Here is a 22,944-nt window from a genome sequence, read left to right as displayed (position 1 = left end):
GGAAGCGCTCTAAGCGCGAGGAAAAGAACGATGCGCTACCATCCGCTGTCAGAGGCCGACAGAAGCGCGATGCTCGCGACGATCGGCGTCTCGTCGATCGAAGCGCTCTACGCCGACGCGCCGCCCGCGACGCTGCTCAGGACGCCGCTCGACCTGCCTAACGGCAAGTCGGAGCAGGGCGTCGAGCGTTTCTTCGCAAGGCTTGCCGCCCGCAATATGCCTGCGTCGCGCGCGCCATTCTTCATCGGCGCCGGCGCTTATAAGCATCACATTCCGGCAAGCGTCGATCATCTCATTCAACGTTCGGAATTCTTGACGAGCTACACGCCCTATCAGCCGGAGATCTCGCAGGGCACGCTGCAATATCTCTTCGAGTTCCAGACCCAGGTCGCTCTCTTGACGGGCATGGAGGTCGCCAACGCCTCGATGTACGACGGCTCGACGGCGACCGCCGAAGCCGTGCTCATGGCGCATCGCGTGACGAAACGGCGCAAGGCGCTGCTCTCTGGCGGCCTGCATCCGCATTACGCCGAAGTGGTCCGCACCATCTCGCGACTCGCCGAAGACGAAGTCGAGACGATGGCGCCGGACATTCGCGCCGCCGAAGATCTCGTCGCCCGCATCGACGACACGTTGTCTTGCGTCGTCGTGCAAACGCCCGACGTCTTCGGCAATTTGCGCGATCTGACGAAGATTGCGCAAGCTTGCCACGCGAACGGCGCGCTTCTCATCGCCGTCTTCACCGAAGCCGTGTCGCTTGGTCTCCTCAAATCGCCGGGCGCGATGGGCGCCGACATCGTCGTCGGCGAAGGACAGTCGATCGGCAATTCGCTCAATTTCGGCGGACCTTACGTCGGCCTCTTCGCGACGCGGCATGAATTCCTGCGGCAGATGCCCGGCCGCCTCGCCGGCGAAAGCGTCGACGCCGACGGCAGGCGCTCCTATGTGCTGACGCTTTCGACCCGCGAACAGCACATCCGCCGCGACAAGGCGACGTCCAACATCTGCACCAACTCCGGCCTCTGCGCGCTCGCCTTCACCATCCATCTGACCTTGCTTGGCGAAGCCGGACTGACGCGGCTCGCGCGCGCCAATCACGCTAACGCGGTTTTGCTGGCGCAGATGCTCGCTGACGTTTCAAAGGTCGAAGTCCTCAACGAGACTTTCTTCAACGAGTTTACGCTTCGCGTCGAAGGCGACGCCGCCGCGCTTATTGAGAGAATGGCGGCGCGCGGCGTTCTCGCCGGCGTTCCCGTCGCGCGGCTTCTGCCGCACGCCGCGCTTGACGATCTTCTCCTCGTCGCCACCACCGAAGTGAATACGCAAGAAGATCGCGACGCGTTCGTCGCGGCGCTTAAGGAGTCGCTCTGATGCTCGACAGACCCGCAGTCGTCGAACCGCTCGATGACGACAAAACGCCTGCGACCTTCACCGGCAATCGCGGGCTCGATCTGGAAGAGCCGCTGATCTTCGAGATCGGCCGGCTCGACGCGACCGGCGTCGATGTCGACGATCCTGCGCCCGTCGCGACGCGGCTCGGCGCGCTGGAGCGCAATGCGCCCATCGGTCTTCCGGGACTGACCGAACCGGAGACGATGCGCCATTACGTGCGTCTGTCGCGCAAGAATTATTCGATCGACGCCGGGCTCTATCCGCTCGGCTCCTGCACGATGAAACACAATCCGCGCAGCAATGAGAAGATCGCGCGCTATGAAGGTTTCGCGGATCTGCATCCGCTGCAGCCGCAATCGACCGCGCAGGGCGCGCTGGAGTTGATGCAGATTCTCGCCGACTGGCTGATGACGCTCACCAATATGCAGGCGGTCGCGATGTCGCCGAAGGCCGGCGCGCATGGCGAACTCTGCGGCATGATGGCGATCAAGTCTGCGATTGCGGCGAGAGGCGAAGCCGCGACGCGCAATGTCGTCCTCATTCCGCAGTCCGCGCACGGCACCAATCCGGCGACAGCGGCGCTGCTCGGCTTTTCGGTGCGCGTCGTTCCGGCGGCGGCGGATGGAACCGTGCGCGCCGAGGCTGTCAAAGACGCGCTCGCGCCGGACGTCGCCGCGATCATGCTGACCAACCCCAATACCTGCGGGCTGTTCGAGCGCGAGATCGTCGAGATCGCCGACGCGATGCACGAGGCCGGCGGCTACTTCTATTGCGACGGCGCGAATTTCAACGCCATCGCCGGCGTCGCGCGTCCGGGCGACTTCGGCGTCGACGCCATGCACATCAATCTGCACAAGACCTTCTCGACGCCGCATGGCGGCGGCGGACCTGGCGCCGGCCCAGTCGTTCTCTCGGAGCGTCTCGCGCCTTTCGCGCCGGTTCCGTTCATTCGCCGCAATAGCGACGCGCTGGAGCTTGTCGAAGCGGCTGAGGGCACGCAGAGCTTTGGGCGCCTGACCGCTTTTCATGGGCAGATGGGCATGTTCGTGCGGGCGCTCGCCTATATGCTGGCGCATGGCGGGGACGGAGTCGCCCAGGCCTCGAAAGACGCCGTGCTGTCGGCGAATTATGTCCGCGCGTCGCTGCGTGACGTGATGACTCAGCCGTTCGGCGATCGCATCTGCATGCATGAAGTTCTGTTCGACGACGCCTGGCTGCGCGGCACCGGCGTGACGACGCTCGATTTCGCCAAGGCGATGATCGACGAGGGCTATCATCCGATGACGATCTATTTTCCGCTCGTCGTCCACGGCGCCATGCTCATCGAGCCGACGGAATCGGAATCGAAAGCCTCGCTCGATCTCTTCATCGCGACGCTGCGCGATCTTGCGCGGAGCGCCAAAGCCGGCGAGGTCGCGCGCTTTGGCCCCGCGCCGCGATTGGCGCCGCGCCGGCGCGTCGATGAGGCGCTGGCGGCGAGGAAGCCTGTGCTGCGTTGGGAGAAGAAAACGGCGACGATTTAGCAGTGGATCGTTAATGACGGAATCGCATTGCGAGTCCGTCTCACACGAACAACACCCTTGACGCGTTCGCTCGGCCTGTCTTTCCCAGCAGGCCGTAGGCCTGACCGGGAACCCAGAGCAACGTCGCGAAAGATTATTTTTTCTGGATTCCCGATCGCGCGCTATGCGCGCGTCGGGAATGACATTCGAACCGTTCGATAGACGCGATATCAGAGCGCCGGCGGCCCAGTGCGCGGCGGCAGAATCGGCAGCACGACCTCCGGCTGGCGCCCGGTTAGCGAATCCAGGAAGGCGACGATCTTGTCGGTCTCGTCGGCGCTGAGTTCGACGCCGAGCTGGCTTTCGCCCATCACCGCCACGGCCTTCTTCAGATCGAAGGTCGCGCCGGTGTGGAAATAGGGCGCCGTCAGTTCGACATTGCGCAGCGAAGGAACCTTGAAGGCGTATTTGTCGGCGATCGTCTTGGTGACCGCGAAGCGGCCCAAGTCGTCCGGCGGCAGAAATTCCGCGGTCGGCTGTTTGACGACGCCGAAACGCGCATACATGCCGCCGCCGACGTTGACGCCGTTATGGCAGGTGACGCAGCCCTTCTCGATGAAGAGCTTCAGACCATCCTTCTGCGTCTCGGACAGCGCCTGATCGTCGCCTTTGAGCCAGCGGTCGAACGGCGCGTCGGGCGTGATCAGCGTCGCTTCGAACAACGCGATGGCCCGGCCGATATTGTCATAGGCGACGGGATCGCTCTGTTCGGGAAAGGCCAATTTGAAGGCCGCCACATAGCCGGGGATCTTCTTGAATTGCTCGACGGCGCGCTGCTTTGCGGCCGCATGTTCCGTCGGATTGATCGGCATCGGCCCCCCGCGCGTCTTCAACATCGCCTTGGGATTGGCCATCACCGAATTGACCACCTGGTCGGAAAGATTGGCGGCGCGCCCGTCCCAATACTGGGACTTGTTGAAAATGGCGTTCAACACCGTGAGGACTTCGCGGCCGGCGAGCTGCGCATTATGCCCGCCCGAGAGCGCGCCGCCGTCGACGCCGCCCATGCTCAGATTGTGACAGTCGGCGCAGCTGACGTCGCCGCTGCCGGAAAGTCGCGGCTCGAAATACAGCATCTTGCCGAGCGCGAGTTTTTCCGGCGTCGCGGTCTCTCCAGGAATCGCCGGCGGGCTTGAGGGAATCGGCTGGAAAAGCTCCTTCGCCTTGTCCCTCAGGCCTGCCTCGGCGAAAGCCGGGCCGCCGACAAGAAGCGCGACAAGAGAGACTATCGAAGAAAGACGCATGGCGGATTTCACCCGGATGGAAGCGGCGCAAGAGGTTGAAGCTTATACCACAGCTGCATGGGCGCGCGGCTAGAGGCGTCGGTCGGCGGCTAAGCGTCACACGTCATTGGCTCGCCCAGAGAATGCGGGCCATCCAGCTGACCTCGTCGCGCGGAATCGTGCGGTCGGGGTAGGCCGGATTGACCGAACGCAGTTCGATGGTTCGCGCCGTCTCGCGCTTCAGCTCCTTGGCCATGATCTCGCCCGCGGTGGTCTTCACCACCACCCGGTCGCCGCGCCGCACCGGCGCCGCCGGCGAGACGATCACCACATCGCCGTCGCGATACAGCGGCGCCATGGAGTCGCCTGAAATCTCGAGCGCGTAGGAATGTTCGTCGGTCTCGGCGAGCACGTCGATCTCGTCCCAGCCGGCGCCGGTGGCGAAGCCCGCATCGTCGAAAAAGCCGCCGACCCCCGCCTGGGCGAGGCCGATCAGCGGCCGCGTATGGCGCCAGCGGCCGGCGGCGCTGTTCTCCATCACCAGGGACATGAACTCGTCGAGCCCGGCGCCGGTCGCCTGCAACACTTTGGCGATCGATTCGGTCGACGGCCAGCGCTGGCGCCCGCTCGTCGTTTCGCGCTTGGAGCGATTGAAGGTCGTGGGATCGAGGCCGGCTTTGCGCGCGAGGCCCGACGGCGTCATGCCATATCGCTCGCCGAGCGCGTCGATCGCCGCCCAGATCTGAGCATGGGTGAGAATGTCGGACATGGCTGGCCGCGTTCGGAACAATTTCCTAGTGGGTAGGAATATATCTATTAACTATGCCGCACAATAGGAAATCGGCGCTGCCGGCTTGGCGCGCGCGAGGCCGGGCGCCATAACCCCTCCTCCCTGCGTCGTCTTCCATGCCGCGCGCGCTAACTCGCCGAGTCTCATGCCTTCCTCGCCCGAGCCCGCGCCAAATCGCCTGCGCCACCCTTTCCTCACGCTCTGGCTTGGGGTTCTCGTCGCCATCATCGTCGCGGGGGGCGCGGCCTTGGCCGCTGTCGCGATCCTTGGCCTCGGCGAATTTCTGTCGCTCGTGAACCGCCTGCCGACGCCGACGCTTCGGACGGCCGCCGTCGCAGCGATCTTCGCGGCGACCTATCTCGTGCTCGCGATCGGCAAGCTGCCCTATTATCGGCTCGACCGCGCCGGCGGCGCGCTGCTCGGCGCGAGCCTGATGATCGGCGTCGGCGCCTTGAGCCTCGACGAGGCCTACCGCGCCATCGATTTCGACGCCATCACTTTGCTGCTCGGCATGATGATCGTCGTCGCCAATCTGCGCCTTTCCGGCTTCTTCCGCCGCGCCGCCGATTGGCTGGCGGACGTCGCCCGGCGTCCGATCTTTCTGCTCGCGGCGGTCGCGGCGGCGACCGGATTCTTCTCCGCCTTTCTCGTCAATGACGCGATCTGTCTGGTCATGCCGCCGCTGGTCGTGGATTTGGCGCGTCGGCTGAAGCGTGATCCGACGCCCTATGTGCTTGCGATCCCGCTCGCCTCCAATGTCGGCAGCGTCGCGACGATCACCGGCAATCCGCAAAATATGATCATCGCGACCGCCTCGGGCATTTCCTACGGCGACTTCGCTGAGGCGCTCTGGCCGATCGCCCTCGCCGGCGTCGCGCTCACGATCCTTTTTGTGGCGCTCGCCTTTCCGCGCGAATTCTTTTCGCGCGAGAGACTGACGCCGATCGTCGCGGCGCCGCGCCCCTTTCATCGCGCGCTCGCCTCAAAAGCGCTGCTGATCACCGCGGCGATGATCGGCTTCTTTTTCGCTGGCGTTCCGCCCGCCAAGGCGGCGATCGTCGCCGGCGGGCTGCTGCTGCTCACGCGGCGCATCGGCTCGAAGAAAATCTACAGCGAAATCGACTGGCCGCTGCTCCTGATGTTCGCCGGACTCTTCATCGTCGTCTGCGCCTTCGACAAGGTTGTGCTGACGCAAGGCGAGATCGCGGACGTCGGACGGCTCAAACTCGATGACGCATCGACGCTCGCGTTCGTCTCCGCCGTGCTGTCCAACATCGTCAGCAATGTGCCAGCGGTCCTCGCGTTAAAACCGTTCATTGTCGGACTGAGCGATCCGAGGCGCGCCTGGCTGATTGTGGCGATGGCCTCGACGCTCGCCGGCAATTTCACGCTCGTCGGCTCGATCGCCAATCTCATCGTCGTCGAACGGGCGCGCGCGCTGGGCGTCACGATCGGCTTCTGGACCTATTTTAGGGTCGGCGCGCCGCTGACGCTGGCGACGATCGCGCTCGGACTGTGGAGGTTGTGAGAAGGCTCTACGCCTCCTCCCCGCTTTCTTCCGCGGCGCGTCCCGATATGCGCCGGCGCGTATGTTCGCGCCTGATCTTTCGATTGCGCTCCGCATGCCGCGCGCGCGTCTTGTCGTCGGACGGCTGCAGCAGCTTGCGGAACTCGTCGCGCTTTTCGTGGATCGAGGCGATGACGAAACCCATCGGCACGCCGATGTCGACGAGCACGGTTTCGGCGAGCTGCAGACTGGCTTCGACCGTTTCGGGAATCGCGTCGGTTGCGCCGAGCTTATAGAGTTCGGTGGCGTGGTCGGCGTCGCGGGCCCGCGCGACGATGGTGAGATCGCCGCGGATGTCATGCGCCAGACGGACGATCTCGCCGGCCGCGTGAACATTTTCGATCGTCACGACGAGCGCACGGGCCTGCGCCACGCCGCAGCGCATCAGAAACTCGCGCCGCGTCGCATTGCCCCAGTAGATTTCGACGCCGTCCTCGCGCCCCGCGGTCACCAGCGACACGACGTTTTCGACGGCGACGAACGGGATGTCGTGGCGCTTCAGCATTTCGCCGACAAGGCTGCCGATCCGGCCGTAGCCGACGATCACGACGCGGTCCTCGGCGACTTCCGCCGCCGGCGCGAGATCCGCATACAGCTGTTCGTCCTCGGCTTCCGTCGCCGGCGGGACAAGAGCGGCGCCGATCCGGCCAAGAAGGGGAATGGCGAAAATGCTGATCGTGACGACGATCATCGCGTCGGCGCCATAGTGACCCGGCAGCACGCCGACGGCCATCGCCGAGGTCAGCAGCGCGAAGGCGAATTCGCCGCCCGGCGCCAGCAGCAGCGACGCCTCGGCTGAGGGGCGCCATTCGACGCCAAAGAGCCGCGCAAGAACGAAGATGATCGCGCCCTTAACCGCGATCAGCCCGGCGGCGTATATGAAGATCGGAAGGGGATCCGCAGCGACGGCGCCCATGTCGAGACCGGCGCCGACCGAAACGAAGAAGAGCCCGAGCAACAGGCCCTTGAACGGCTCGATCGTCACCTCGACCTCGCGCCGGAACTCCGTCTCCGCGAGCAGCAGCCCGGCGATGAAGGCGCCAAGGCCCATGGAGAATCCGGCGGCCGCCGAAAGCGCCGCCTCGCCGATAACGACGAGCAGGCAGGCGGCCATGAACAGTTCGGTCAGCTGCACGGCCGCGACCATGCGAAACAACGGGCGCAGCAGCAGCCTTCCGATGAAGATCAGCGCGCCCATGGCGAGAAAGGCCCGCCCAAACGCCCACGCCGCCTGTTCGCCGGTGAAGCCGCCGTTCTTGGCTTCGGCGAGCGCGGAAACGAGAAAAAGCGCCGGCGCAACGGCAAGGTCCTGAAACAGCAACACCGAGAAGGCGACGCGTCCGGAGGTCTTGTTTAAGCGCCGCGCCTCGGCGAGCACCGGCAAGACCACCGCCGTCGACGACATGGCGAGAGCGATGCCCATCAACATCGAGGGGCCGAATTCGACGTTAAAATGATAGTAGCCGACAGTCGCGAGCACGCTTGCGCACACCACCAGCTGAGCGAGCCCCAGTCCAAAGACGAGCCGCCGCAGGCGGGCGAGACGCTCCCAGGACAGTTCGAGGCCGATCATGAACAGCAGGAAGACCAGCCCGAATTCGGCGAGATTGGAGACGCCCTCGACATTGGTGATGGTGAAATTGCGCGCCCATTCATGATCGCCCGCCAGTCGGCCGAGACCGAACGGCCCGAGCGCAGCGCCGGCAAAGAGAAAGCCCAGCACCGGCGACACCTTGATGCGATGAAACAGCGGGACGACGACCCCCGCCGTGGCGAGAAAGACCAGCGCCTCGCGATAGGATTCAAGATGGATGGAACTCGTCATGCCGCCTCGTTGCTCGCGCGCTGGTCCTTCGCGAAGGATAAATGGGTCACGCGGCGATTGGCGACGAAACAGCAAGAGTCGCGCCGCCGGACGAGCTTAGGGGAAGCCCGACAGGCGCGGCCATGGCGCTGCGCGCGAGATCAGTCCGATTGACGGCCGAACTCTATCCGATTCGGCGGCTGTCTCGCGCCCGCAGCGTCGGAACGCTTGATAATAGTTATTGGTCGGTGACATGTTAACCACAGGAGGATCGTGTCATGGCCATCAGCGCTGACTTGGGAAGCCAGCTTGAGGCCTTCGTCGCCAAGCTGGTGGCGTCGGGCCGCTACAATTCAAAGAGCGAGGTCTTGCGCGAGGGGGTTCGTCTCATTCAGGAGCGCGAGGCCCATCTTGCCGCCCTGGACGCCTCGATTGCGAGGGGCATCGCCGACGCTGACGCCGGACGCGCCAAGCCCGCGAAGGCGGTGTTCGATCGCCTTGAGGCTAAATTCAAGGCCAAGGCCGCTATTTGCATTTTGGCGATTCCGCCAAAATGCGGCGTGATCTAAAGCCCAAGCAGGCGCTCATAGACCTGCAGCGTGGCGCGCTGCATCTGCTCCACCGAGAAGCGCTCCTGCGCGTTTCGGCGCGCCCGCAGCGCCAGGTCGTCATGCGCCGAGGCCTGCAGGCTCAGCGCCTCGGCGATGGCGTCCGCCAGGGCGACCGGATCGCCGGGCGGAGTCCGCCAGCCTGTCGCAAGGTGGCGCGGGGTCTGCGGCGGCGCCAGGACGATCTCCGGCGCGGCGCCGATGTCGGAAATGATCACCGGCGCCCCCATCGCCTGCGCTTCGACGGCGATCCGCCCGAACGCCTCCGGCTCCGTCGCCGGCGCGACGATGACGGCGGCGGCCATATAGGCGGCGGGCATGTCTTCGCAGTAGCCGGCGTTGCGGATCACGTCACGCAGGCCGGCCTGCTCGATCTGCGTTTCGAGGGCGCGGCGAAGCGAGTCGCTGCGCGGGTCGCCGACGAAAATGACGCGCAGATCGCAGACGCCTTGCTTGATCAGCCGCTTGGTCGCCTCGACCAGAACCAAATGGCCCTTGCGCGCGGAAAGCCGCGACGGCAGCAGCACGACGCGATCATGCGCCGCGACGCCCCACGCCGCGCGCAGCCGCTCGACGCGGCGCCGGTCGACGGCGGCGGGCGAGAAGGCGCGCAGATCCGCGCCGCGTGGAATGACGACGATGCGATCCGCGCTTTCCGGATGCAATTCCCGGATGCGCTGGGCGGCGAATTCCGAAATGGCGATCACCGCGTCGCCCGCCGACATGATGGCGTTGTAGCGCTGCTTGATCGCCGACGCGCCGCTATAGGCGCTGTGATAGGTCGTGACCAGCTTTGCACCGGTCTGACGCGTCGCGTAATAGGCGACCCAAGCGGGCGCGCGCGAGCGCGCATGCACGATGTCGACGCCTTCGTCGCGGATGATTTTCGCCAGCCGCACCGAATTCAGCGCCATCGCGAAGGGATTTTTCGTCGCCGCCGGAAACGGCGCCCAGACGCCGCCTTTCGACTGCAGCTCGCTGACCATGCGGCCGCCGCGTGACGCCACAAGACAGCGGGCGCCGACCCGGCTTAACGCCTCGGCCACGTCCACCGTCGCGCGCTCCGCCCCGCCCGACTGGAGATCGGGCACGATCTGCAGGATCGTTCGTCCGGCCAGTCGCTGGCCGGGGGCGGCGATCGTGGCGGTTTGTTGCGACATCGCTGGGCTAACGCAAGCCCCGGACAGAAGCGTCCGGCTGCGGCATTCTGTTGCGAGATCCTTTACCAACTGTGAGCAAACCGCCTATTTCCAATCGCGTCGCCTCTTCGATCCCAAGTGAACCTGAGTGAACCTGCTTGTCGGACACGCTCGACTTCCTCGACATTCAAAATCCCGCGGGCGGCGTCTGGCGCCTCGCGCGGCGATGGCGCGCCGCGACGGCCGAGGCCGGCAACGCGCCGGGCCTCGTCTGGCTTGGAGGCTTCGCCTCCGATATGGACGGAACCAAGGCGAGCGCCCTCGACGCATGGGCGCAGGCGCGGGGGCGCGCCTTTCTGCGCTTCGACTATTCGGGCCACGGCCGCTCGTCCGGCAAATTCGAGGAGGGCTGCATCGGCGACTGGCTGGAGCAGAGTCTCGCCGTATTCGAGCGCTCGACGCAAGGGCCGCAGATCGTCATTGGCAGTTCGATGGGGGGCTGGATCGCGCTGCTGCTGGCGCGGCGGCTCGCCGAAAAAGGCGAAAGCGCCCGGCTCGCCGGACTAATCCTGCTCGCGCCGGCGGTGGACTTCACCGAGGCGCTGATGTGGGAAGGCTTTGACGAAGCGACCCGCCGCGAACTCATGGAAAAGGGCGTCCTGCCCGCCAAGGAGCCGGATCACGGGCCGGTCACGCGAAGGCTGATCGAAGAGGGGCGCAAGCATCTGCTGCTCGGCGGCCTCATGCGCGCTTATGCGCGCGTGCATATTCTGCAGGGCATGCGCGATGACGCCGTGCCCTGGCGGCATGCGCTGACGATCGTCGAGCATCTGAACGCCGACCCCGTCACGCTGACCTTTATCGCCGACGGCGATCATCGGCTGTCCCGCCCCGAAGATCTCGCGCAGCTCGCCGCCGCGGTGGAGACGATGAGCGCCCCGCCGCCGGGCGAGCCGCCGCCGACGCTGTTTGATTGAGGGGGGCGGCTACCCGGTTCGCTCCTGACAAGCGCCCCCGCCGCGCGGCGCTTGACACCTCCGCCGGCCCCATCGATGTTGCCGAACGAATTGTTCGGCATATCGAACGCTAGGATGATCGCTTGTCCGTATTGTCAGAGGCGCGGCCGGCCTGCAGCGAGGGCTTCGCGCCAAAAACCGTCGTTTTTCCTCCGGACCGACCGCTTTTGACGGACGGCGGCGGCCGCATTGCCCCGCTCACCGTGGCGTACGAGACCCGTGGAACGCTCAACGCCGCGCGCAGCAACGCCATCCTGCTGTGCCATGCGCTCACCGGCGACCAATATGCCGCAGGCGTCAATCCCGTCACCCGCAAGCCCGGCTGGTGGGAGGCGATGGTTGGGCCCGGCAAGCCTTTCGACACCGACCGCTATTTCCTGATCTGCTCGAATGTGGTCGGCGGCTGCCTGGGCACGACCGGCCCGGCGTCGATCAACCCCGCGACCGGCAAGCCCTATGGCGTCGACTTCCCGGTCGTCACCATCCGCGACATGGTGCGCGCGCAGGCGATGCTCATCGATCATCTTGGCATCGAGACGCTGTTTTGCGTCGCCGGCGGCTCGATGGGCGGCATGCAGGTGCTGCAATGGGCGGCGAGCTATCCGGAGCGGGTCTTCTCGGCCATGCCGATCGCCACCGCCGCCAAACATTCGGCCCAAAACATCGCCTTTCACGAAGTCGGCCGACAGGCGGTGATGGCCGATCCGGACTGGCGCTCGGGGCGCTATCAGGAGCAGGGCGTGCGGCCCGAGAAGGGGCTCGCGGTGGCGCGCATGTCGGCGCACATCACTTATCTCTCGGAAGCGGCGCTGCAGCGTAAGTTCGGCCGCAAGCTGCAGGACCGCAGCGCGCCGACCTTCTCATTCGACGCGGATTTTCAGGTCGAGAACTATCTGCGCTACCAGGGCCTCGCCTTCGTCGAGCGGTTCGACGCCAATTCCTATCTCTTTGTCACCCGCGCCTGCGACTACTTTGATCTTGCCGCCGACTATGGCGGTTCGCTGGCCATGGCCTTCAAGGACACCAAGACGCGCTTTTGCGTCGTCTCCTTCACGTCGGACTGGCTCTATCCCACCTCGGACTCGCGCGCCATCGTTCACGCGCTCAACGCCGGCGGCGCCTCGGTGTCCTTCGTCGAAATCGAATCCGACAAGGGGCACGACGCGTTCCTGCTGCACGAGCCGATGTTCATCGCGACGACGCGCGGCTTTCTCGATTCAGCCGCAAACGCGCGTGGGCTCGCGCCTGACGGAACCTCGAAATGAACGTCACGCCTGCGGCGAACGCGCCTGAGCGGCCCGCGCAGCCGCTCGAGCAACCGCGTCTCGATCTCGCGGTCATCGCCGAGATGGTCGCGCCCGGCGCGCGCGTGCTCGATGTCGGCTGCGGCGACGGCGCGTTGCTGCAGCTCCTGGCGCAGAAGAAGGGCGTCGACGGGCGCGGCGTCGAACTCTCGCAGCGCGGCGTCAACGAATGCGTGGCGAAAGGACTCTCCGTCATTCAAGGCGACGCCGACACCGACCTCTCCGATTATCCGGACGACGGATTCGACTATGTGATTCTTTCCCAGACGCTGCAGGCGACAAGGCGCCCGCGCGCGGCGCTCGCCAATATGCTGCGCATCGGTCGACGCGCGATCATCTCATTTCCCAATTTCGGCTATTGGCGCGTGCGCGCGCAGTTCGCCTTTGGCGGCCGCATGCCGGTCACCGGGCGACTCGACTATCACTGGCATGACACGCCGAACATTCATCTTTGCACCATCCGTGACTTCGTCGAGATCGTCGACGAACTCGGCGCGCACATCGAGCGCGGAGTCGCCTTTGATCGCGCCGGCGCGCCGATCCGCTTCAGCGCGCCTTGGTGGGTTTGGAATCTCTTCGGCGAACAGGCTGTGTTTCTGCTGGAGCGTGGCGATCAACGACTCTGACCCGTGCGACGGTTTGTCCCGCATTCGTCGCCTTTCGCGGGCTGACGGTTCGCGTTAGCCTTCCCGTTGGCGGCGTTAAGAGAAACATGCGCAGGAGGGAGCGGCGGCGCCTCCGCTTCATGCGTCGTGTCATCCCTTGGATGACGCGCGTAATTCCGCGCGCTTCGGGAGGAGGCGCGAGCTTGACAGTCGACACCGGCCCCGCCGTGCGAGGCTATGACAGCGTCTCGCAAAAGAGCCGAGCCGATCCGTGCGCGCCGCAGCCGGCGGGCTTGGGGGATCTGCGCAGCGCGACGCTCTTCGCCGGGGTCGACGAAGCGACGTTGTCGCGTCTGTCGGCGGACGCCTGGATCGAGTCGTTCCAGGACGGCGATGTGCTTTTCCATCAGGGCGCTGTCGTCACCGACCTCGCATTCGTTTTGAGCGGCTATGTGAAGCTGCTGCGCATTTCGTCTTCGGGACGCCAAACGCTCATCGGCATTCGCTCGGACGGCGAAATCATCGGCGAGGCCCCAACCGACGCCGATGAGAGTCACACGCTCTCCGCCAAGGCGGTCGGCGCGACTCGCGCGCTCAAGCTGCCGGCGGCGCTGTTCGCTCGGCTCCTCAAGGAGTCGCCGTCGCTCTGCGCCGCGGTGATGCAAGACTCCAAGGAGAGCATCGCGCGTCTCCTCGGCGAGATCGAGTCGCTCAAGAGCCAGAACGCCGATCAGCGCCTCGCCAGTTTCCTGCTCGGCCTCTGCCCGCCGGGCGAAGACCGGTGCCGCTTCCGCCTGCCCTATGACAAGCGCCTGATCGCCGCGCGTCTCGGCGTCAAGCAGGAGACGCTGTCGCGCGCTTTCGCCAAACTCCGCGCGCATGGCGTCCGCACGGAGACACGCAACGTGCATGTCGAAAGCGTGTTGCATCTCGCGGACCAGTGCGACCGGCTCGGTCGGCCGCCGCGTCTTGCGTTCGGACGGCGCAAGATCGAGACGCGGCACGACGCCGCTTAGGCGCCGGCTCGCGATCAAAAGTGAAATCCGGATTTTCGCGCGAGGCGCGCTATAAGCCGTAAGGTAGTTCCCCGGCTTTGCCGGAGGCGGTAGAAGCATGCGCAGAGCGGAAATGCTTTGGCCCCTCGCCGTCGGGCGTGAAGAAAGCGTCGGAAAGTACGGCGTTCGGCGAAATATTGGCGGCGCGCAATGGCTTCTCACGGCAACAAGAATGAAAAGCCGATTCCAGATGACACGGCATTTTGGCGAAATCGCCAAAATGCAAATAGCGTGATCGCTTCCAAAAGCTTAGAGCGCGCTCTAAGGATCGGCTTGCTCCTCGCTGGCGTCGAGATGCTTTTCTTTTCCGTCGCCGCTCGCGGGCAGGCGATTTCGCCCGACGCGCTGACGCACGCCTATCCAGATCAAATCGCCGGTCGCGACGACGCCGGAATCATATTCCGCGACGGAACAAGACAAAATCTCTCTGACGGCAGGACCGACAAGAGCTTCGACGAGAAGCTGAGAAACGCCTCGCTCCTAGATCAGTTGAGCCTTCCCTATCCCAAGGGCGCGCTGACGAAGCCTCCCGGACCGCAGGACGATCCGGGGCGCTTCCGCAACGCCGCCTTCTTCGACAAAATGTATGGGGATTGCGACAAGGGCGAAACGCAGAAGCATTTGACCGATATTCCCTGGTTCACCGGCAAGGTGCGAGTCACCACGATCAATGGCGTCGCCGAAAGGTTGCGCGCGGTCGCCACGGAAATCGATCGTCTGCCGCAGGACATTAAGCGCCACGCTCATCCGAGCGCCGGCGCCTTCAATTGCCGCGTTGTGAAGGACACTGGCAAACGCAGCATGCACGCCTATGGCGCGGCGATCGATCTCAACACCGCCTTCTCTGATTATTGGCTCTGGCGCAAAGGCGGTTACCGCAATCGGATTCCTTACGAGATCGTCGAAATTTTCGAACGCCATGGGTTCATCTGGGGCGGCAAATGGGGGCATTTTGACACGATGCATTTCGAATACCGGCCGGAATTTTTCGACACGCCGCCAGGCAGCGAAGAGAAAAAACAACACAGTGATTGAAAAGAACTGCGCAGATCGTACGTAATATCAATTAAAGGGAGGGACTTCCGATGAGAACACAGAAGATTTTCACGGCGCTTAGCCTTATCGGCGCGCTAGGCGCGGGATCGATGGGGGTCGTCGCGCCGACCCCGGCGGCGGCGCAGGATCCGGCTTACATGTCTTGCGGGGATCTCTGGTACGCACGCAACCGGATCTACGCGCGTAACGGCCATTGCTTCAATACCGACCGTGGGCGGGCCGCCTTCGGAGCCGGCTGTTTTCCACCTTACGGGCGGCTGAGCGGTTGGGAGAAAAGCCGCGTCAATCAGCTTCAAATGTGGGAGCGCCGCAAAGGGTGCTGATCTGACGCCCGCGCCTCTAATTTTCAGACGCGCATTCACGGTCGGAGAAATGGCCGATATGTTCGTCGCCGTCGACTGAACGCGCCTGCGTCGCAAATTCGGCGTCGGCTCTTGGTCAATTGCGCAGATGCATTTGCCGGGGAATTGTCATGATCGCCATTAAATCAATTGGGCTGCTTTTCTTGTCCATCATCGCGCCCGCGGCCGCTCAGGCGGGGGCGAGCAACGGCTCCAATGCGCTCGCGCTTGCGGCGATCGTCGGCGAATTGTCGCCTCAAACGAGCGCCCCCAATAAAAAGCTTCTTGCGGCTTTCTTCAGCGGTAAGGCGGACGCGCCGCACGCCAAGGATCTGCGCATTGCGGTCAGAGCTGACGCGATCGACTGCCGCGCCGGCAATGTCGACATCACCTCCCGCGCCTGCGAGCTGACCTTCGGCGCCAAGAAGATCGAATTGCAGGGCCGGAAGGCGCATGAACTCTATGCGACCTTGATCGAGAACGGCGTTGTGTTGGAAGGCGCGGCAGGCACAACCCACGCGTCGATCACCGGGCTCGACTGCATCGTCGACGCCGACGAGGTGGCGGAAAAGGCCGGCGGCGGCGCGCGCTGCGCCTTCAATCCTTAAAAGTTGCGCCGTCGCGCGCCCTTGTCTTTGGCGCGACTTTGGCCGAGAAGGCGCGTCCATGGACAGGAGTTCTAAATGGCTGCGCCGGGCGTCACGGTCTTTGTTTGCGTCTCCTGCCGCGACGGCGGCGACGCCGACATGCGTCCTGGCGCGCTTTTGTTGGAGGCGCTGCGCACGCGGCTTGACGAGCGCAAACTCGATATCGCCGTCGAACCGGTGGAATGCCTCGCGGTGTGCAAGCGCCCGGCGACGGTCGCCTTCGCCGGCGGCGGCAAATGGACGTATGTGATCGGCGATCTCGACAGCGGCGTCCATCTCGACGAGCTGATCGACTCGGCGCAAAGCTTCGCCGCGACGGACAATGGCATCGTCGCCTGGAAGGACAGGCCGGCGTGTTTCAAGAAGGGCGTCGTGTCGCGCACGCCGCCGCTCTCTTGAGCGCTATTTCGCCGCTCGCGCCCGTTCGATCGCCTCGCTGATCAGCGCGCGCGCTTCGGCGGCGTCGCCCCATCCGGCGATCTTGGCCCATTTGCCGGGCTCGAGATCCTTATAATGCACGAAGAAGTGCTCGATCCGTCGCCAGGTCATCTCCTGCAGGTCGGTGTAATTCTTGACGTCGACATAGCGCTGCGTGAGCCGCGCCGATGGCACGGCGACGATCTTTTCGTCGCCGCCAGCTTCATCCGTCATGCGCAGCACGCCGATCGGCCGGACCGCGATAACCGCGCCCGGCGCCACCGGACGGGTGTTGGCGACGAGCACGTCGCAAGGATCGCCGTCGTCGGAAAGCGTATGCGGGATGAAGCCGTAATTGCCGGGATAGCGCATCGCCGTATAGAGGAACCGATCGACGAACAGCGTGCCGGAAGCCTTGTCGAGTTCATATTTGATCGGCTCGCCGCCGAGCGGCACCTCGACGATGACATTGACTTCGTGCGGCGGATTCGCGCCGATGGGAATGGCGTCGAGACGCATTCAAGTTCTCCGATTGAGATAGATGGCGCTGCCTGAACGGCCGGCGCAGTATTGGGTTGTCGAGGGAGGTCGCGCAACACGCCTGGCGAGGATCGCGGCGTTGCGCGGTCAGTATCCTCACAGTGCTTCGCGTTTATGTCGCCAAATTTGCTTTACCGCACCGGGGCGGAAACGAAGCCGAAGGCGACGCGCGTCAGCATGTCCGCGCCGAAGCGCTCCTCGGCGCGGCGGACGGTCTGGCCGCCGAGGCTGCGATAGAAGGCGAGCGCCTTCTCATTGTCGGCGAGCGCCCAGACGATGGTGGAGAGATAGCCATGCTCGGCGAGCTCGCGCCGGGTGGCGTTGAACAGCCGGCGACCCAAGCCAAGCCCTTGCTGCTCAGGGGCCAAATAGATCTCAAAGATCTCACCGGAATAGGGCATCGACGGCACGCGGTTTCGCCCAAAGGTCGAGTAGCCGACGATCGCATCATCGAAGTCGAGCACGAGAAGACCGGTGCCGCGCACGATCGCCGAATGCCACCAGTTGGGACCGCGGCGAGCGATCATCCGCTCAAGCTCGGCGCCGGGTATGACGCCACGATAGGCGTAGCGCCACGAGGCGTCGTGAACGCGCGTGATCTGCTCTGCGTCTCCGGGACGCGCATGGCGGATGGAGAATGCGGTTTTGACCATGCCTTTGATGTTAGGTCCCATCGGTTCGTTTCGGCAAGAGCCATAAGCGTTTCAGCCGCAAAAATTCCGCTCGTCGGGACGCTTAGGCGTTTGGCGTCATTGCCCGTTCACTTTATGACGCTCGCGAACCGCGTTCGATGGCTGGCGGCGACGCGGCGCTTGCGGCGAAGGGCGCTCTTGCGCTATTCTCGCCGTGATTGCGGCCAACGCCGCCGGAACGGGACGAGATCGTTGCCCCACGCAACCGCCTCTGCGAATGACAATGTGACGCCTGTGCGCGCACACGGAGTCGCTCGTCCGCGTTCCCTGCCGCTTTTCGGCCTGCTGCTTCTTAGTCGCCCCTGAGCGCCCGACGGGCTCACGCCCAGGCCTTCAGGGGACATGTCATGCAGTCAGACGACTAGAGCCCCTCAGCGGGCGCGGCACAGCAGGATTTCAAAACCGATGAGCAACACGTCACAGCCCGGCGCCGTCGCAGATAATGACGCGCGCGTCCTGATTTTCGACACCACCCTGCGCGACGGCGAGCAATCGCCCGGCGCCTCGATGACCCTGGAAGAGAAGCTCGAGGTCGCGGATCTCCTCGACCAATTAGGCGTCGATATTATCGAGGCCGGCTTCCCGATCGCCAGTCCCGGCGATTTTGAGAGCGTCAGCGAAGTTGCGCGGCGGGTCAAGAACGCCTCCGTCGCCGGATTGGCGCGCGCGTCCGAGAAGGACATCGACCGTTGCGCCGAAGCGCTGCGGGAGGCGAAGCGCCCGCGCATTCACACCTTCATCTCCACCTCGCCGGTGCATATGAAATACAAGCTCCAGCTAGAGCCGGAGCGCGTCTTGGAGATGGTCGCCGCCTCGGTGACGCGCGCGCGCAATCACGTCGCCGACGTCGAATGGTCGGCGGAGGACGGCACCCGCACGGAGCTCGATTTTCTCTGCCGCTGCGTGGAGGCCGCGATTACGGCGGGCGCAACCACGATCAATATTCCAGATACGGTCGGCTACATCACGCCCACGGAATATGAGCAGCTGTTCCGCACGGTGCGCGAGCGGGTGCCCAATTCCGACAAGGCGATCTTCTCGGTGCATTGTCACGACGATCTGGGGCTGGCGGTCGCCAATTCGCTCGCCGGCGTGCGCGGCGGCGCGCGGCAGGTGGAATGCACCATCAATGGCATCGGCGAGCGCGCCGGCAACGCCGCGCTCGAAGAAATCGTGATGTCGATGAAGACGCGCGCCGACGCGCTGCCGTTCTTCACTGATATCGACGCCAAGCTGTTGACGCGCGCGTCGAAGCTGGTCTCGGCGGTCACGTCCTTTCCGGTGCAATACAACAAGGCGATCGTCGGGCGGAACGCTTTCGCGCATGAGAGCGGCATCCATCAGGACGGCATGCTCAAGAATGCGCACACCTATGAGATCATGACGCCGGAGAGCGTCGGGGTTTCAAAAACGTCGCTGGTCATGGGCAAGCATTCGGGCCGCCACGCCTTCCGCGAAAAGCTGAAGGAGCTCGGCTACGATCTCGGCGAGAACGCTTTGCTGGACGCGTTCAACCGTTTCAAGGATTTGGCCGACCGCAAGAAATTCGTTTACGACGAAGATCTGGTCGCGCTGGTCGACGACGAGATCGTCAACGCTCATGATCACATCAAGGTCGAGGCGTTGATGGTGATGGCCGGCACGCATGGCCCGCAATCGGCGGCGCTCACGCTCGACGTCGACGGCCAGAAGCTGACGCATCAGGCGACCGGCAACGGCCCCGTCGACGCCATCTTCAACGCCATCAAGGCGCTTGCGCCGCATGACGCCACGCTGGAGCTGTTCCAGGTCCACGTCGTCACCGAAGGCACCGACGCGCAAGCGGAAGTCTCCGTGCGCCTCTCCGAAAACGGCAAGTCGGTGACGGGCCGCGGCGCCGATCCCGACACGCTCGTCGCTTCGGCGCGCGCCTATGTCTCGGCGCTCAACCGACTGATGGCGAAGCGCGCGCGCGGCAAGCCCGAGGCGATGCAGGCGATCTAGCGTCCTCAGCGCATGAAGCTCCCGCCGGCTGGCGACCGGCGGGAGGCTTTGCATAAGGCGGCCGCGAGCCGACCGGCGTCCTGGAATCGATGCGCAGCGGACCCAAGATGTTGCGAGCCACGCCGACAAGACGGTGAGCCTGTTGGGGGACGCTTGCGCGCCCGCGCAACCGCAAAAAAATATTCAAAGCCTCCATCGGCGAAAGAACGCGGTTGAAAAAACGGCAGGACGCGTGCGGGTCGACAAGACGCGCGACTAGCCTCAAGAAATCGTTGAAGAAATAACGCAGCGCTCAGCCAACGTCTAAGCCGCTGATCGCCGCTGCAATGGAAATGCGCGCGCGCGCCTTCCGCAGCCATGGCCAAGCGGCCTTGCAACCCGAGGAACGTCGGGTCTATCCTCGAAATTGGGGCAATTCGCGTTTTTTTCAAACGGGCGAAGACGAGCGCGCTTTTGGCGCAGGGGGCAGTAATGACGATTCCAATCGAGCGTATCATCATACGACATCTGTCGGGCTCGAAAGCCAATCAGATCGAACAGCTGCCCGTCGGCGACTCGCGCGAATTCACTATCGGCCGCGATCCCGCGTCGAAGATCGCTTTCGATCCTGTCGGCGACAGCGTCGTCAGCCGCAAACATGCGCTCATCCGCATCATGGGCGAAGGCGACAATATCTCCTTCAAGCTCTCGGACGCCGGCAGCAGCAACGGCACTTTTCTCAATGGCGAGCGGGTGAACGGCGAGGTCGAACTTCTTCCCGAAGACACGATCGAACTTGGCGCCAAGGGTCCGAAATTCGCCTTCGACGTGCAGCCGCGGCCCGCAAGTTTCGCCGCCAGAACTAAGGTGATCGGCGTCGCAGACACGGCGGCGACACGCGTCATCAAGACCGCCGAAGCCGCCGCCTCGACGGCGGTGAACGCCGCCGCGACCGGCGCCAGCACGGCGGCAGGAGCGAACGCCGACGGCGGAGCGCCAAAGAAGAGTGGAATCGGCCACGAGACTGTGCAGCGGCTCATCGGCGAAGAGCGCGGCAAGGCCAATCGAAACATGACCGGCGCGATCGCCGCGGTGGTCGCGTTCTTTGTACTCGGCGGCGCGGCGCTCTACTGGGCTCAGCATCGCGAACTCGAGCGAAGAGACGCCGAAGACAAGCTCGCCCAAACCGAGACGGATGAAAGGCTGTCGCGCATCCCCGGCGACGTCAATCTCAAGATCGGCATGAAGCCGCGCGAGATCTATGACAAGTTCGCGAAAGCGACTGTCCAAGTCGGCATGATGTGGCGGCTGTACGATAAGCAGACCGGAAGGCCCATCCAGCACAAGACGATCGACTACAAAGGCCGGCGCTATCCCGCCTATGTGCAGCTGCCGAACAATCTCGGCGTCGTGCGCTGGCTGACCCTTGAAGACGATCACATCACCAATCTCATGGTCGGCGGCGGCGGCACTGGCAGCGGCTTCGTCATCAGCGAGCAGGGCTATATTCTCACCAACAAGCATGTCGCCGCCGGCTGGCAGGTCGCCTATGGCGCCGAAGGCGGCAGGGAGGGCATTCTCTACGATTACGTCGTCGTCGCATCGGGAAAGAAGCGCAAAGCCAAATTCAAGGAGCCGAAGCTCATCGATCTCTATGATTCGGCTTATGCCGACGTCTTCCACTGGATCCCGGAATCCGGCGGCTACATCTTCAAGACCGACGATCCGACGACGGCGCTGGCGGGAAACACCCCTGATCCAAATTCCAACAACAAGGCGTCTTTCGTCGGCCGCAACGAGGTTCTCGAGGTCAAGTTTCATGGCAGCCGTTTGGGCGTGAACGCCAGTCTCGTGCGGACGTCGGCGGACGCCGACGCGGCGCTCGTCAAAATCGATTCGCCCCAGACTTTGACCAAAGTGGATATGGCGCCCAACGCCGCCGTCGAGATCGGCGAGAACATCACCGTGCTCGGCTATCCCGCCGTCTCGGTCGAAAATTTCGTGCTGCGGCAAACCGAAGAGCGCGGCCGCATTCGCAGCCAGCTCGAAAAGATCACCGAGGCGACCGTCACCGAAGGCATCGTGTCGAAGACCGCGAGCGGCGTGAAGTCGACGGAGGGCGGCACCTTCGCCAGCGACATGGGCGACGTTTACCAGCTCAGCGTCGTCGCCACAGGATCAGGCAACAGCGGCGGGCCGGTGTTCAACTCCTCCGGCAAGGTCATTGGTCTGTTCACCTACAGCCGCAATGTTGGCGACACCAAAGCGACCATGGCGGTTCCGATCAAATATGGCGCCGAACTCACCCAGGCGCAGCGCGAATAGCAAAGGGTCCGTCCTCCCATGACGGCGAACCAGCCAGAAGATCCGTTGCGCATCGCAGGCGCCATCCGCACGGATGTCGGATGCGTCAGGCAGCTCAACGAAGACTCCGTCGCCTTCATCGCAAGCGCCGGCCCGTCGCAGGCGCGCGACCACGGCGCGCTGGCGCTTGTCGCCGACGGCATGGGCGGCCACGCCGCCGGCGAAGTGGCGAGCGCGCTCGCGCTCGAAGTCGTGCGGCGCGTCTATTACTCGCTCGACAAGATCGCTTCCGAGGCGCTGCGGGCCGCTTTTGACGCCGCCAATCGGGCGATCTTCGACTACGCCGCCAAACATCCTGATTGCGCCGGCATGGGAACGACCTGCACGGCGCTCGGCGTCAGGGACGGTCTTCTGTGGCTGGCGCATGTCGGCGACAGCCGCGCCTATCTGATGCGCGACGGGCGGCTCGCCCAACTTTCCGACGATCAGACGCTGCACGCGCAATTGGTGCGCGACGGCGTGATGTCGCCGGAGGACGCAGGCAAAGGCGCCGGAAGCAATGTCATTCTGCAGGCGCTCGGCACGCGTCTCGACGTCGAGCCGACGATCTGGACGGAAGGCCTGCCGCTGCGACAGGGCGACATCGTGATCTTGTGCTCCGACGGCTTAACCAATCTCGTCTCCGACGCAAGGATCGCCGAAGTGGTCTCAACAAACCCGCCGCCGGAGGCCTGCCGGCTCTTGATCGAAGCCGCGCGCCGCGGCGGCGGACACGACAATATTTCGGTGGGCGTCTTTGTCGCGGAAACCGACGGCGCCGGTCGGATGGCCGATCAAGCGGCCACGAAGCGGATTAACATCGCAGACCCGCCGACGGGCGCCCTGACGGCGAAGATCGACGCCGTCGCGGAGGGTTGAGC

The 22,944-nt window shown here is 64.4% G+C and carries 21 protein-coding genes; 15 read left to right on the top strand and 6 right to left on the bottom strand.

Going from position 1 to position 22,944, the window contains the following annotated elements:
* Positions 1-30 precede the first annotated feature (30 nt).
* Both gcvPA and gcvPB read left to right on the top strand, forming a co-directional pair.
* On the top strand, positions 31-1,371 hold the full coding sequence (gcvPA, locus tag IYY11_RS08115) for an aminomethyl-transferring glycine dehydrogenase subunit GcvPA (protein ID WP_196403401.1): 1,341 nt from the start codon (positions 31-33) through the stop codon (positions 1,369-1,371).
* Positions 1,371-2,915, top strand: a complete 1,545-nt coding sequence (gene gcvPB, locus IYY11_RS08110; protein ID WP_196403400.1) for an aminomethyl-transferring glycine dehydrogenase subunit GcvPB — start codon at positions 1,371-1,373, stop codon at positions 2,913-2,915. Before gcvPA ends, gcvPB begins: the two co-directional genes overlap by 1 nt.
* 209 nt (positions 2,916-3,124) lie before the next feature.
* Here the strand turns inward: gcvPB and IYY11_RS08105 are convergent, their stop codons facing one another.
* Together IYY11_RS08105 and IYY11_RS08100 are read right to left on the bottom strand one after the other, a co-directional pair.
* Positions 3,125-4,198: a cytochrome-c peroxidase gene (locus IYY11_RS08105; RefSeq protein ID WP_196403399.1), complete on the bottom strand. Its 1,074-nt coding sequence runs from the start codon at positions 4,196-4,198 to the stop codon at positions 3,125-3,127.
* Positions 4,199-4,301: 103 nt separating this feature from the next.
* On the bottom strand, positions 4,302-4,946 hold the full coding sequence (locus IYY11_RS08100) for a helix-turn-helix transcriptional regulator (RefSeq protein ID WP_196403398.1): 645 nt from the start codon (positions 4,944-4,946) through the stop codon (positions 4,302-4,304).
* A 166-nt stretch (positions 4,947-5,112) separates the two neighbouring features.
* Here IYY11_RS08100 and IYY11_RS08095 point away from each other — a divergent pair, with 166 nt between their 5' ends.
* Positions 5,113-6,495: an anion transporter gene (locus tag IYY11_RS08095; protein ID WP_196403397.1), complete on the top strand. Its 1,383-nt coding sequence runs from the start codon at positions 5,113-5,115 to the stop codon at positions 6,493-6,495.
* Positions 6,496-6,502: 7 nt separating this feature from the next.
* Here the strand turns inward: IYY11_RS08095 and IYY11_RS08090 are convergent, their stop codons facing one another.
* Positions 6,503-8,359 carry a cation:proton antiporter gene (locus tag IYY11_RS08090; RefSeq protein ID WP_196403396.1) on the bottom strand — a complete coding sequence of 619 codons (1,857 nt, stop codon included), beginning with the start codon at positions 8,357-8,359 and terminating at the stop codon, positions 6,503-6,505.
* A 257-nt stretch (positions 8,360-8,616) separates the two neighbouring features.
* Between IYY11_RS08090 and IYY11_RS08085 the strand changes: the two genes are divergently transcribed.
* Positions 8,617-8,907, top strand: a complete 291-nt coding sequence (locus IYY11_RS08085; RefSeq protein WP_196403395.1) for a type II toxin-antitoxin system ParD family antitoxin — start codon at positions 8,617-8,619, stop codon at positions 8,905-8,907.
* On the opposite strand, the gene IYY11_RS08080 is transcribed toward IYY11_RS08085, so the two are convergent.
* Positions 8,904-10,106: a glycosyltransferase family 4 protein gene (locus IYY11_RS08080; protein ID WP_196403394.1), complete on the bottom strand. Its 1,203-nt coding sequence runs from the start codon at positions 10,104-10,106 to the stop codon at positions 8,904-8,906. The two genes, IYY11_RS08085 and IYY11_RS08080, sit on opposite strands and share 4 nt — an antisense overlap.
* Before the next feature lie 137 nt (positions 10,107-10,243).
* Between IYY11_RS08080 and IYY11_RS08075 the strand changes: the two genes are divergently transcribed.
* The 8 genes from IYY11_RS08075 to IYY11_RS08040 all read left to right on the top strand — a co-directional run bounded on the left by IYY11_RS08075 (position 10,244) and on the right by IYY11_RS08040 (position 16,508).
* On the top strand, positions 10,244-11,062 hold the full coding sequence (locus IYY11_RS08075) for a carboxylesterase (protein ID WP_196403393.1): 819 nt from the start codon (positions 10,244-10,246) through the stop codon (positions 11,060-11,062).
* Positions 11,063-11,193: 131 nt separating this feature from the next.
* Positions 11,194-12,366 carry a homoserine O-acetyltransferase gene (locus tag IYY11_RS08070; RefSeq protein WP_196403510.1) on the top strand — a complete coding sequence of 391 codons (1,173 nt, stop codon included), beginning with the start codon at positions 11,194-11,196 and terminating at the stop codon, positions 12,364-12,366.
* Positions 12,363-13,031 carry a methionine biosynthesis protein MetW gene (gene metW / locus IYY11_RS08065; protein WP_196403392.1) on the top strand — a complete coding sequence of 223 codons (669 nt, stop codon included), beginning with the start codon at positions 12,363-12,365 and terminating at the stop codon, positions 13,029-13,031. Before IYY11_RS08070 ends, metW begins: the two co-directional genes overlap by 4 nt.
* A 182-nt stretch (positions 13,032-13,213) precedes the next feature.
* Positions 13,214-14,026: a Crp/Fnr family transcriptional regulator gene (locus IYY11_RS08060; protein ID WP_246719768.1), complete on the top strand. Its 813-nt coding sequence runs from the start codon at positions 13,214-13,216 to the stop codon at positions 14,024-14,026.
* 333 nt (positions 14,027-14,359) lie between these two features.
* Positions 14,360-15,100, top strand: coding sequence for a M15 family metallopeptidase (locus IYY11_RS08055; RefSeq protein WP_246719766.1), 741 nt, complete (start codon positions 14,360-14,362; stop codon positions 15,098-15,100).
* Between the two features lie 50 nt (positions 15,101-15,150).
* Positions 15,151-15,444 carry a YARHG domain-containing protein gene (locus IYY11_RS08050; protein ID WP_196403390.1) on the top strand — a complete coding sequence of 98 codons (294 nt, stop codon included), beginning with the start codon at positions 15,151-15,153 and terminating at the stop codon, positions 15,442-15,444.
* Positions 15,445-15,593: 149 nt separating this feature from the next.
* Positions 15,594-16,070: a hypothetical protein gene (locus IYY11_RS08045; protein WP_196403389.1), complete on the top strand. Its 477-nt coding sequence runs from the start codon at positions 15,594-15,596 to the stop codon at positions 16,068-16,070.
* A gap of 75 nt (positions 16,071-16,145) precedes the next feature.
* Complete coding sequence (locus tag IYY11_RS08040) at positions 16,146-16,508, top strand: DUF1636 family protein (RefSeq protein WP_196403388.1); 363 nt, start codon at positions 16,146-16,148, stop codon at positions 16,506-16,508.
* A 3-nt stretch (positions 16,509-16,511) separates the two neighbouring features.
* Here IYY11_RS08040 and ppa read toward each other — a convergent pair whose 3' ends face one another.
* Positions 16,512-17,045: an inorganic diphosphatase gene (ppa, locus tag IYY11_RS08035; protein ID WP_196403387.1), complete on the bottom strand. Its 534-nt coding sequence runs from the start codon at positions 17,043-17,045 to the stop codon at positions 16,512-16,514.
* Positions 17,046-17,197: 152 nt separating this feature from the next.
* Positions 17,198-17,719 carry a GNAT family N-acetyltransferase gene (locus IYY11_RS08030; protein WP_196403508.1) on the bottom strand — a complete coding sequence of 174 codons (522 nt, stop codon included), beginning with the start codon at positions 17,717-17,719 and terminating at the stop codon, positions 17,198-17,200.
* A gap of 444 nt (positions 17,720-18,163) precedes the next feature.
* Here IYY11_RS08030 and IYY11_RS08025 point away from each other — a divergent pair, with 444 nt between their 5' ends.
* From IYY11_RS08025 to IYY11_RS08015, 3 genes are all read left to right on the top strand, one after another.
* Positions 18,164-19,741, top strand: a complete 1,578-nt coding sequence (locus IYY11_RS08025; protein ID WP_196403386.1) for a 2-isopropylmalate synthase — start codon at positions 18,164-18,166, stop codon at positions 19,739-19,741.
* A gap of 471 nt (positions 19,742-20,212) precedes the next feature.
* Positions 20,213-22,045 (top strand): trypsin-like peptidase domain-containing protein, encoded by a 1,833-nt coding sequence (locus IYY11_RS08020; RefSeq protein WP_196403385.1) that lies wholly within the window; start codon positions 20,213-20,215, stop codon positions 22,043-22,045.
* Between the two features lie 18 nt (positions 22,046-22,063).
* On the top strand, positions 22,064-22,942 hold the full coding sequence (locus tag IYY11_RS08015; RefSeq protein WP_196403384.1) for a PP2C family serine/threonine-protein phosphatase: 879 nt from the start codon (positions 22,064-22,066) through the stop codon (positions 22,940-22,942).
* Positions 22,943-22,944: the final 2 nt, after the last annotated feature.

The organism is Methylocystis sp. H62, assembly GCF_015709515.1.
GTDB lineage: Bacteria > Pseudomonadota > Alphaproteobacteria > Rhizobiales > Beijerinckiaceae > Methylocystis.
This window is presented reverse-complemented; position numbering and strand designations above follow the sequence as displayed.